Source organism: Ferroplasma acidiphilum, from assembly GCF_002078355.1.
Lineage (GTDB): Archaea > Thermoplasmatota > Thermoplasmata > Thermoplasmatales > Thermoplasmataceae > Ferroplasma > Ferroplasma acidiphilum.
In genome coordinates this window covers 1,767,358-1,779,252 of record NZ_CP015363.1, presented here as the reverse complement: position 1 = coordinate 1,779,252, position 11,895 = coordinate 1,767,358, and the positions used below count along the sequence as shown (strand labels likewise).

General features: G+C 37.3%; 11 protein-coding genes. 4 read left to right on the top strand and 7 right to left on the bottom strand.

Features of this window, described 5'->3' with window-relative positions; genetic code table 11:
* The gene (locus tag fad_RS08940) at positions 1–630 is read right to left on the bottom strand and encodes an N-glycosylase/DNA lyase (protein WP_009886961.1); all 630 of its coding nucleotides are present in this window, start codon (positions 628–630) and stop codon (positions 1–3) included.
* A gap of 15 nt (positions 631–645) precedes the next feature.
* Positions 646–1,269 carry a superoxide dismutase gene (locus fad_RS08935; protein WP_019841539.1) on the bottom strand — a complete coding sequence of 208 codons (624 nt, stop codon included), beginning with the start codon at positions 1,267–1,269 and terminating at the stop codon, positions 646–648.
* A 148-nt stretch (positions 1,270–1,417) separates the two neighbouring features.
* On the opposite strand from fad_RS08935, the gene fad_RS08930 reads away from it, so the two are divergent.
* A complete protein-coding gene (locus fad_RS08930; protein ID WP_009886959.1) occupies positions 1,418–2,014 on the top strand; it encodes a mevalonate-3-phosphate 5-kinase in 597 nt (198 codons plus the stop codon).
* Here fad_RS08930 and fad_RS08925 read toward each other — a convergent pair.
* Positions 2,004–3,092 (bottom strand): aminotransferase class V-fold PLP-dependent enzyme, encoded by a 1,089-nt coding sequence (locus tag fad_RS08925; RefSeq protein WP_081143102.1) that lies wholly within the window; start codon positions 3,090–3,092, stop codon positions 2,004–2,006. The genes fad_RS08930 and fad_RS08925 overlap by 11 nt on opposite strands.
* Positions 3,082–3,993: a homoserine kinase gene (locus fad_RS08920; RefSeq protein WP_048074171.1), complete on the bottom strand. Its 912-nt coding sequence runs from the start codon at positions 3,991–3,993 to the stop codon at positions 3,082–3,084. The genes fad_RS08925 and fad_RS08920 overlap by 11 nt, the downstream gene beginning before the upstream one ends.
* Before the next feature lie 220 nt (positions 3,994–4,213).
* Between fad_RS08920 and fad_RS08915 the strand changes: the two genes are divergently transcribed.
* Together fad_RS08915 and fad_RS08905 are read left to right on the top strand one after the other, a co-directional pair.
* Complete coding sequence (locus tag fad_RS08915; RefSeq protein ID WP_009886956.1) at positions 4,214–5,089, top strand: hypothetical protein; 876 nt, start codon at positions 4,214–4,216, stop codon at positions 5,087–5,089.
* Between the two features lie 615 nt (positions 5,090–5,704).
* On the top strand, positions 5,705–7,939 hold the full coding sequence (locus fad_RS08905) for a CDC48 family AAA ATPase (RefSeq protein ID WP_081143101.1): 2,235 nt from the start codon (positions 5,705–5,707) through the stop codon (positions 7,937–7,939).
* Here fad_RS08905 and fad_RS08900 read toward each other — a convergent pair whose 3' ends face one another.
* A complete protein-coding gene (locus fad_RS08900; protein WP_236940573.1) occupies positions 7,940–8,929 on the bottom strand; it encodes a potassium channel family protein in 990 nt (329 codons plus the stop codon). It abuts the gene before it with no gap.
* 202 nt (positions 8,930–9,131) lie between these two features.
* Complete coding sequence (gene prf1, locus fad_RS08895; RefSeq protein ID WP_019841537.1) at positions 9,132–10,370, bottom strand: peptide chain release factor aRF-1; 1,239 nt, start codon at positions 10,368–10,370, stop codon at positions 9,132–9,134.
* Positions 10,371–10,412: 42 nt separating this feature from the next.
* Here prf1 and pyrH point away from each other — a divergent pair, with 42 nt between their 5' ends.
* Positions 10,413–11,090: a UMP kinase gene (pyrH, locus tag fad_RS08890; RefSeq protein ID WP_009886950.1), complete on the top strand. Its 678-nt coding sequence runs from the start codon at positions 10,413–10,415 to the stop codon at positions 11,088–11,090.
* Here pyrH and fad_RS08885 read toward each other — a convergent pair whose 3' ends face one another.
* Entirely contained in the window at positions 11,091–11,894 is an 804-nt protein-coding gene (locus fad_RS08885) for an ABC transporter permease (RefSeq protein WP_009886949.1), read from the bottom strand. It abuts the gene before it with no gap.
* Position 11,895 lies beyond the last annotated feature (1 nt).

Here is an 11,895-nt window from a genome sequence, read left to right as displayed (position 1 = left end):
TCATTTCAATATTTTTCCTGTTGCAATTTGCCATAAATATAAATCCATTATTCCTGGCTGTATATTGTAGTCACTGGCTATGGAATTAAATATTTTTTCCTTTTCCAGATAGTCTGCCCTTGAATTCAATTTCATATCCTTAGTATATCCATAATCAAATAAAAGTTGCAAAATATGCTTGTCCAGAATAGCAAAATCAAATATCCCTATATTTCTCAGGAAATGTGAAGCCTCTTTGTACCCGAGACCCTTGACATTATTTACCAGATATTCCCTGAGTGTGAAATGTTCCATGGAAGAGATTAATTTTTTTATATTTTTACGGATAAATCTTGCATTTATAATATATCCAGCCCTTTTGTTATAAAATCTATATTTAGCCTTTTTAAGTTCTTCACTTAACTGTTCCATGCTATATTCTATAAACCCATCCATAATCATTCTCTGGGTCCTGATGCCCATTTCAGCAGATGTATTTGCTGTAAGTATGCAGAAGCACAATTCCATGAAGAGTGAATCATTGCGTGATTTTCCCATATTTATAAAATCTATGACCCTTTCATTTATCTTTTTACTGTATAATAGTTTGGATTCCATTATCTTAATGGACAACTCATCGTTTTTAATCATAAAAATAAAAAATATTTAATCCTTCTTAAAAGCTTCGTATGTTCTCTTTGCCCTGTCAAGCCTTTTCTCAACAACCTTCCAGTTGACATTGTTCATGAATGCGTCAAGATATGGTGCTCTCTTTGCTCCGTAATCTGTATAGTATGCATGTTCGTAAACATCAAGTGGCAGTATCATCAATGCATTCCATATTGCAGATGCATTATGTATATCGGCACCGAGAACCCTAAGTTTTCCACAGTTAAGGTCAAACACAAGATGTGCCCATCCCCTGAATGCAGTTCCTGTTGCTTTGAACAGTGCCACGAATTTCTCATAGCTTCCAAAATCCTTCTCTATCTGTGCCTTTACTGATTCAGGCATTGCAACATGATCCTTGCTTAAGGATTCGAAATAGTACTCATGAAGCATTGATCCATCGTAGTTGAAGGTTTCTTCCAGTTTCATTTCTCTAAGGTCACTGTAATTCTGGTTTGCCTTTGTAAGGTCAACATCTGGCAACTTTGACCATATTTCATTGAGCTTTGATACATATCCCTTATAATGGACATCAAAGTGGTAGTCTATCTGTTTATCTGATATGCCGTCTAATCCTCTAGGTTTTGCATTTTCCTTTACTTCCCAAGTTTCTGTCGCCATAATTATCATATTGATATAAACTTATCATTTAAAAATTTATTGCAGTTGTAATAGCTTAGAATATGATTAATATACACATACAGAAAAGAAATGATAATTCTGGATGAAATGCTGAAAAGAATTAATAATATATTTATAATTGCCCTGTATGATTCCGGTTATATTGATTGGCGGCATTCCCGGTGTTGGAAAAACAAGCTTATCTGGTTTTATAAGCAGGGAATTTAATATAAATATAATACTTTCAGGCGATTATCTCAGGGAATTTTTGAGGCCTTACGCAGATAACCCGGCAATGGGAGAAAGCGTCTATAATGCTTACAGGATATATGGAGAAAAGAATGAGGAAAATATAATAAAAGGATATCTTAACCAGTCAGAATTTATGTATAAAGGAATAAATGCAGTTTTGCGCCGGTCAATAGATAACGGAGAGCCGCTAATACTTGAAACATTATATTTTAATCCGGAAATGATTGCCAGTGATATTAGGAATAAAATAATTATGATTTATATACATATTCCGGACAAATCTTTGCATGGCAACAGGCTTAAAGAGAGAATAGACTACACACACTTTAACTCACCTGGAGAACGGCTTGTTGAGCAATTGCCAGTATACAGTGTAATAGAAAAGTATTCTATGGATCACTGCGGGGATGATGTTTTCATTGTTGATAATACTGATTTTCCTATTACAAAAAACACATTAATAAATTACATAAAAGGGCAGATTAATCATTAAGGGCCCTGTTAATATCCCTTACTATTTCATCCGGGTCTTCTATTCCCACGGAAAGCCTCATAAATGTTGAATCCACACCCAGCACATTCAATTCTTCTGAAGTTAAAGACCTGTGTGACATTGAAGCAGGTGTCGATATCACTGTTTCTGTCCCTCCCATGGTGTTTGCCGGAACTATTTTCTCCAGTTTTCCTATAAATTTTTCAGGATCGGTTTTTACCTTAAAGCAGACTATGCCGGAATAACCTTTCATATATTTTTTGGCTATTTCATGATCAGGATGTTCAGAAAGCCCGGGATATATTACCCTGGATATTTCGGGGTTTTTTTGAAGTTCTGTAGCTATTTCCATAGCATTAGAATTTATCTTTTCCATTCTTATTCCAAGTGTTTTCATTCCATTTTCTGTCAGAAATGCGGAGTTAGGGTCAAGGGATGTTCCGAGCGTTCTTCTCATGGCATCAATTTTCTCCATTAAATCCTTTCTTCCTGCTGCAAGCCCTGATATTACGTTATTATGCCCTGCAATAAATTTGGATGAACTGTGGACAACTATATCTGCCCCTAATTTTAAAGATTTTACGTTATATGGAGTCGGAACTGTGGAATCAACAACAAGTATGGCTCCAACATCATGGCATTTCTCAGATATGGTGCTTATATCGTTCACCCTTAATATAGGATTGGTTACGCTTTCAATAAACACTATTCCTGTACCTTTTTTTATTCCATTAATAATATTCTCCGTACCCGGATTGGCAATATCCGGCTTGATTCCCCACTTTCCCATAAAATCCCTGATAAAATGATAGGACCTTGCAAATGTGTCCAGGTGTGTTAATATTCTATCTCCAGGCTTTGATAATGATAATAACGTCGTAGTAATAGCTCCCATGCCCGAAGAGAAAACATTGTAATCTTCAGCTCCTTCCATTTCCTTTATCTTAATGCCAAGATTTTCAACGGTTGGATTATACTCCCTGCTGTACCTGTATTTTTCACCCTCCGGAACTACATATGAACTGGTCTGGTAAATAGGATAAGTAAGTGGTGCTGCATATGCTCTATTACTGGTCATCTAATCCCTCCAGAATACCTGTTTCACGGATACTATAATCTGTATTATATGACCCCATGACATTTTTTATATCACCAAGCATCTCGTCCTTTCTGGTTTTATCATCTGCAAATATTAACATTGTAGGCCCTGCTCCGCTTATGCAGGCAGAAACAGCATTTCTGTTGATAACTTTTTCCTTTATATCCCTGTAAAATGGAAACATGGCTTCCCTGGACCGCTCAACAATATCATCATTCATCCCTTCCCTTATAGCATCACGGTCCCCTTTCATAAACCCGTAAAGCATTGTAGATATTCTGGATGTATGAACTATATGTTCTTCCATTTTTATCGATTGGGGCACAATTGACCTTGCATACCGGGTTTTATTTTTCATACTGATATCAGGTATTACAAGTACCAGGTTAAAATTGTAATTAATATCAATTTTTTTTACTTTTACAGGAGATGTGGAACTTATTAGTGTAAGCCCTCCATAAATCCCGGAAGATACATTGTCCGGGTGGGCTGAACCGCATGCGGCTATCTCTCCATACATTGAATAATAGACCATTTCATCTTTGCCCATGCCAAGATCCAGGAGTTCATTTACAGACCTTACAGCTGCAGAGGATGAAGCTCCGCTGCTCCCCAGGCCGAGGCCAATTGGGACACCCTTTTTTATTGTTATGTCCAGTCCAGTTTTAATGCCCTTATCTTCCATAATTTTTAGGATGCTTAATCCTGCTGTATTCTTATCCGGCTCTTCCGGGGTAGAATTTGAAATAATCTTTACACCATTGCTATTATTGTGCTTTACCGTGACAGAATCAAAGAATGCTTTATGCCCTAAGGACAATATATCATAGCCCGGACCGAGATTGGCTGAAGAAGAATAACTCTTTTTTGTAACTTCCATATAATACGATTCATTCATAAAATAAATTAGTTATTTAATGTAATATTATTGCAGGTAATATTGAACGATGAAATACACAGGCGTAGAAATAATTAATGTAAAAATTCTGTTACATTGCAAGCTTGAACAGCAAGCGGGATACATGTATAAATTTATCTACTAAATTATTTATTAATATTATTATCTAAATATATATATATATTGGAATGTTAATCTTATTATGAATAAAAAGAAGTTAATAATAGGTGTACTAATTGCAGCAATATTTGTGATGGTATCCTTTGCGCCGGTAACAAATGCAACAAATAATACCGACCAGCGTGTTAATGTCGTTACTTCTGATATCTCGGCACAACCGCACGCCAGCAATTTAAACGGCAAACAGATTAATGTAGTAAAATATAATGACAGTGTCAACATGTTAAGCAATCGTATTTATATGAATATGGCGTTCTCTGTGACCAATAATACAGGTAATAACCAGCATATAACAGAACATGGAAAATTCGGCAACGTATCTGTATTTGAATCAGGGAACAGGATATATCTTAATATGACTATTATCCCAAACAATAAAATAAATAAAGTTCCTGGTGATTGTTCAAATATATATTATAAATTTCCTAAAAATCATGAAGCAGCCTTATACGTTACTAAACTGCCTGTAATATCAGGAGCCAGTGATGCTACAATAATAGCCGTTTTTGGAGAGGTTGTTTCAGGCGAGGTCGGGTCACTTGAAGGTGCAGTTTATTATGGAAGCGCGGCTGCATCAATTGTTTTGCCAGGACTTCTGGCACCAATAGTTGCAGCTTTAGCACTGGACTATATAGCTATAGATGCATACGCCTCTGAGAATCATGACCCGACTGTGTATTTTGATCTCGGTGCAAGCTGGGGTACAAAATGGTATAATTTCTATGATGTTGGTATTTATGGGGAAGAGGGTGCATTTACCGGTACAGCTGATTCTGGCAGCAGCGGTATTTATATCCCAGTATCTATTGCATTTGGGGATTCTGCAAAATATCCACCTTTATCGGGATACGCCCCACATACAGGAGTATGGAATCCAAATGAGGAACCACCATGGTAATCCTTAATTATTTATTACTGGCTATTTTTATGATTTCTGTCATTGTTTTTTTAGAAAGAAGCTTTAAGGTTAAGAATGTTATAAAGAAAAACACTGGAATTCAGGAAAATATAGTTGTATTTAAAAATTTAAAAGAATTGACCCACATAATTCTGGTTATCTCTATAGCTTTTATAACAAATTCCATTTCATTTGTAATACTAACAGAAAATACATTGTTTTTTTATATTTATTTTGCATTCACAAGTTTATTAGAAATTGGATTAGTTGATAATTTTATCCTGGTAGGGCATTTAAGCAAGAAGAAACTTAATCCAAAATTATATATAAAAAAAGCACACAAAATCAATATTTACATTTTTTTATCATTAATAATATATTTTGTTGTGTATGTATATGTTGTACTCCATTTTTTCCTGTTTAAATGATTCAAATTAGGTATCTATAATCGATTTTCCAGTATTTTAAATCCAGATTACTACATTTTTCTATATTATTCATAAATCCATAAACTCAAAAACTTCCAATTTATAAAAGAAGCAGTCTGTATTAGTTTCATAACATAAAATTATACAATATCAATATTTTAAAATACTATTTAGTAAATAAGGGTTTATGAAACCAAATGATGGTATATTACTCAGGATAGCTGAGGCAAATGCAACCGATCCCGGCATGGCCAGGGTTAGGCTTGATGAAATTTCCAGATTAGATCTTGACGTTGAAATAGGCGACGTTGTCGCTATTGAAAAGGTACGGTCTACTGTGGGGAGAGTATTCAGATCCAGGCCAGAGGACGAAAACAAGGGCATTGTTAGAATAGATAGTGTAATGAGAAATAACTGCGGCGCTTCTATCGGAGACAAGGTAAAGGTAAAAAAGGTAGAAGTTGAGGAAGCAAAGAAAGTGGTACTCGCACCCATAATAAGAAAAGACCAGAAATTAAGGTTCGGGGAAGGCATAGATGATTTTGTCCAGAAAGCCCTTATAAGGAGGCCTTTGATAGAACAGGATAGCATAAGCGTCCCTGGATTAACGCTAGCAGGGCACACAGGTTTGCTATTTAAGGTAATCAAAACAATTCCAAGCAAGATACCGGTGGAAGTCAGTGAAGAAACACGTGTTGAAATCAGGGAAGATCCAGCTTCTGAAGTCCTTGAAGAAGTGACAAAGGTAAGTTATGAGGATATAGGGGGCCTTTCTGACCAGCTAGGCAAAATAAGGGAAATAATTGAGCTTCCACTGAAACACCCGGAGCTTTTTGAAAGGCTGGGCATAACACCGCCCAAGGGAGTCCTGCTTAATGGTCCACCAGGTACCGGGAAAACCCTTATAGCAAAGGCTGTTGCAAACGAAAGTGGTGCAAATTTCTTTGCTATCAATGGCCCTGAAATTATGAGCAAGTATTATGGGCAGAGTGAACAGAAACTCCGTGAGATATTCCAGAAGGCAGACGAATCCGAGCCATCTATAATATTCATAGATGAAATAGATTCCATAGCCCCGAAAAGGGAAGATGTGCAGGGCGAGGTAGAAAGGAGAGTGGTAGCCCAGCTTCTTACCCTGATGGATGGATTGAAGGACAGGGGTCATGTTATAGTTATCGGCGCAACAAACAGGTTAGACGCTGTTGACCCTGCTCTTAGAAGGCCAGGAAGGTTTGACCGTGAAATTGTTATCGGAGTTCCTGATAAAAAGGGCAGAATGGAAATCCTTACAATACACACCAGGGGAATGCCCCTTGGCATGGATGATGAGAAGGAAAGTGAATTCTTCAGCAGAATAGCCGACATTACATACGGTTTTGTTGGGGCAGATCTGGCGGCTTTAACAAGGGAATCTGCTATGAATGCACTCAGGAGGTATTTGCCTGAAATTGATCTGGATAAGCCAATACCCACTGAGGTACTGGAGAAAATGATTGTTACAGAGGACGATTTCATGGAAGCACTCAAAACAATTGAACCCAGCAGCCTCAGGGAAGTAACAGTCGAAGTTCCAAATATAAAATGGAACGATATTGGTGGACTCGAAGCCCTGAAATCAGAACTCCGTGAAGCTGTGGAACTGCCACTTTTAAATCCAGACGTATTTAGCAGGCTGGGAATCAGGGCACCAAAAGGATTCTTGCTTTATGGCCCACCAGGTACCGGAAAAACCCTGCTTGCCAAGGCAGTGGCTAACGAAAGCAACGCCAATTTCATCTCCGTGAAAGGCCCGGAAGTTCTCTCCAAGTGGGTTGGTGATAGTGAAAAGGCTGTCCGTGAAATATTCAAGAAGGCAAAACAGGTATCACCTGCAATCATATTTATGGATGAAATAGATTCAATTGCACCCAGAAGGGGGACATCCATGGATTCAGGGGTTACAGAACGTATTGTTAACCAGCTGTTGACTTCAATGGATGGCATTGAGGTACTGAAAGGGGTGGTGGTTATAGCCGCTACAAACAGGCCTGATATAATTGACCCTGCATTGCTAAGGGCAGGCAGATTTGATAAAATCATATACATACCGCCGCCTGAAGAGGAAGGCCGTTTAAAGATACTGGAAGTCCACACAAGGAAAATGCCCCTTGCGAAAGATGTTGATCTCAAGGATATTGCCAGAAAAACTGACGGATACGTTGGGGCTGACCTGGAAAATCTCTGCAGAGAAGCCGGAATGATGGCATACCGTAACAACCCTGAAGCAACCGAGGTCAATCAGGATGCATTTATAAAAGCCATGAAAACTATACGCCCATCCATAGACAAGAACGTTACTAAGTTCTATAATGACCTTGCAGCGACTATGGGAAGGGATATAAGCGAGAAGAAGAAAACAGAGGACCTGGGCTTATACCAGTAATCAATTTTTTATAAATATATAACTATCAACATCTATTTTTTTATCTGAATTTTCCCTTAAGTATATTTTATCCTGCTTTCTGAATGCAAGAACGATACGGTTTTCCTTTTCCATATTGCTGATAAATTCATGGTATGTGCTGCTGGCATATTTTTCATCTATATCTTCCTCAGAAATGCTATTGGACATTAAGAGGTCATTGATAAACTCCGGAATTCCAGGAATCATTATTGAAGAATAGATTAGCATAGATGATACATCGCCTTTTATTATTATATCATCCATAAAACTTGACGCGTGTTCACGGCTGTCGGGGTTCAAAATTTCACCTATAATTCTAATTTCCGGGTTAAGTTTCCTTATTATCATTGCAGATAATATGCTTTCAGCATCCATTGCCATCTGTTCCTTATCCTCGGACCTTGAAAAAATTATTACCGATGAGGCCTTTTTTATTCCTGCCCTTATAAGATCATTTTCCCGGAGAAAACTGCCTTTAATGTACGTGTATTCATTATCGCCTTTAACCTCATTTTCATTGAGTATAACAATGTCAATGCCATCATATTTTATTTTATCAAGCACTTTTTTTGTACTTTCATTATAGTTGCATAGCACTATGTGTTTCTTTTCAGCAGCCATTCTCTCACCTAATTTTGAAGATAATCTGATATCTATTAACATGCTTGTCAATCCTGCCATCAGATAACCCAGTGAACCTATCCCGATTACCATTATAAGCATGCCATTTGCTCTCCCTGCAAGGCCATAAACAGGAGTGTCCCCATATCCAACAGTCGTTATTGTCTGCATTGTCCACCAGAGGCTTGAAAATAAAGAATGAATTCCACTGGAAACAATCGAATCCTCAATAAAAAACTCACTGAATACAGAATATACTATCACCGCTATTGTTAGAATAGAAGCTTTTATCACATGATTTCTGGAGTATTTCCTGAATTTTTTGAAAAAGAGGAAAAACGGATTCACTATCTTTTATGGTAATTGAATATTTATTTTTTTAGACAATCGATGTGCTATATATCACTCTGATGGCATATATGATTTATAAAGCATAGAAATAAAGGATTTATAGAAAATTTCCACCGGAGCAATGGCATGCAAATAGTATATAGAAAATAACCGGATGGATATAATTTCCATCACAATAATTGCTGTGTTTTCTGGCACTTCATATGTTTAACTGGTTTTCGGGAACATACCTTAATATTCCTGCCAATCCCCCAAATGCTGTTTTTAATAACCTTCCCTCATCGCTATCTTCTGAAACCATTTCTACCTTCGTTCCTGATTCCTCCGCCATTTTATAGAGGTCTTCTATGAAATCATCCTCCTTTTCGAAGTTCATAGGGGTGTTATCATTGTCGCATACTGGTTCTTCAGTTGGCTCATCCGTGAATGTTTTCTCCGCACCACATACAGGGCATTTATAAAAATATTTTATTTTTCTTATACTATCTGATACTATCAGCAATTCGATATTTTTCATTTTCAAAGCATTGATTATTGAAGCTTCACCATATACGCCAAGCCCACCATCAGATTTTTTTATTTCCCTGAGAAACCTGTTTATAATGTCCTTTTCCCGTGTTATCCTCATATCCTTTATTGATTCAGATGCCTTTTCTACCAGTTCCCTTAATCCTGATTCATCCGTGTATCCTATATCAAATAGATCCTTTATCTTATCTTTTATTTCATTCCTCAGATAATCTTTCTCTATAAAATACTCCTTTGTTGCGCCAGGGCCGCCAACAAATATGGTTATTACATCCTTTATAACTGGCATAAATGTACTGTTTGCTATATCTCCTATCTTTTTAAAAAACTCATTTGCGGCAATTTCTATAAGCCTTTCGAACCTTCGCGATGACTGTCCACCCTGTCGGTGCTTGCTTGGAACCAGTGAATATTCATAGTCAACAACATCTATTTTTGTCCCTCGAAGGAAACCGATAGTTGCCTCTTTTCTGTCTATTACTATAAGCCCGTATAATTCCTTTTCTTTCAACTGGTCTGTTAGCTGCTCCAGATGGAAGCTCGAATCACACTTATATAAAAAGGTCTGTATAGCCTGTGGAGGTTCTATTATCTTTGTATACATCTCTGTCTGGTCACCTCGCGTTGCGACATGGCCGACAAAAAACACAAGCCCGTGTTCAGGCGGCTGTTTATAATATTTTAGCCTGGACATTATGGACTCGATAGCGCCCAGGACATTTTTTCTGGTTGTTTTTGATTTAATGTTTGAAGAAGTGGAAAACTCCTCCCTTAAATACTGTACCACATCAGAAATCTGTTTGTCTGGCGGGATGTAAAGTGATATTAATTCCGTTCCACGGCCATGTAATTTAGACAGCTCTTCCATGGCTTTTTTAAATTCATAGCGTTTATAATCTTCATCATCCATTATAGAAAATTTTATAATAATATTTAACCTTAATGAAATCAAATGAATAGTGTAGTTATATCACTGGGTGGATCAATAATATCAAAGGAAAGGCTCAATCTTAAATTAATGGAAGAATTTTCAGAAACAATGAAATCTATTTCCACATACGACAAATTCGGCATTGTGGTGGGTGGTGGAAAGCTTGCCAGGACATATATATCTGACCTGAAGAAATACAATGTTAACGATAATATACTGGATGAAATCGGAATAAACGCTACCAGGATAAATGCCCTGGCGATGACAACATTCTTTGATGACGTAAACTCTAAAATTCCCACAAATATCAACGACGCTGCTGAAATGCTCCATAATTACAGGTATGTTGTAATGGGTGGCACAGAGCCTGGACATACTACAGATACTGTATCAACACTTCTTGCAGAAAGAATCGGCTCAAAAGTACTTATAAATGCAACATCTGTTGATGGCGTTTACTCATCTGACCCGAAAATCGATAATGATGCAAAGAAATTCTCAAAACTTTCCTATAATGAGGCTATTTCATTATCCATTAAAAATTCTACCGGTGCAGGAACAAATGTGTTTATGGACATAACATCATTAACAATAGCAAAAAGGGCTGGAATAAAAATATTTGTTATAAACGGGTTTGATTTAAATGAATATAAAAATATATTGTATAATGAAAAATGTGGTGGTACAGTAATTTCCTGATTATCCACGTATTTCTTTGTTGGATATCACATAGGTAAGTACCAGCATAAAGACAGTCAATGCCAGCAATCCCATCATGTAAAGAAGTACTGTGTGGGCTTCACTCGCACTTAATGTACCGTTTATTATCACCATTCTTATGGACTGTGCGGACCATGATACGGGGTTATACCTGGCAACATTTTCCAACCAGCCAGCCATAAGGTCAGGTGGAAACATTGCGAAACTGGCAAACATAAGTGGCAGGTTTATCAGATTTACTATTCCAAATACGGACTCCATTTTTGTTGTCCTGACTGCTATGATGCTGAACAGGGATGAAAATATAAACGATATCATCAATACTGCTGAAACAAGCACTACAGCATCCATAGCTGTAAACCCATGTTCAATTTTCAACCCATCCGGTATCAGGAAGGCAACGACGAATAGTATTACAATCTGGACAAGTATTCTTGCCACCGATGAGAGGATCCTGGAAAATACTATAGATGCCCTATTTATGGGTGCTATAAGGAACCTCTGCAGTATTCCAAGCCTTCTGTCCCATATTATGTTAATTCCTGAGAACATACCCGTAAACAGCCCTATAATTGTCAATATTCCTCCCATAAGATATGTTATATAGTTTGGCGCCCCCTCAAAGAACGCAGAACTTGCAGGCCCACCAAATTTTGCAATATCAAAGGCACTGCCGAACAGCACAATCCAGAATATAGGCTGAATCACACCAACCACAGCGGATATAGGGTTCCTGTACCATCTTTTCAGATCCCTTATAGTTAAAGGTATCAAGCCACCCATT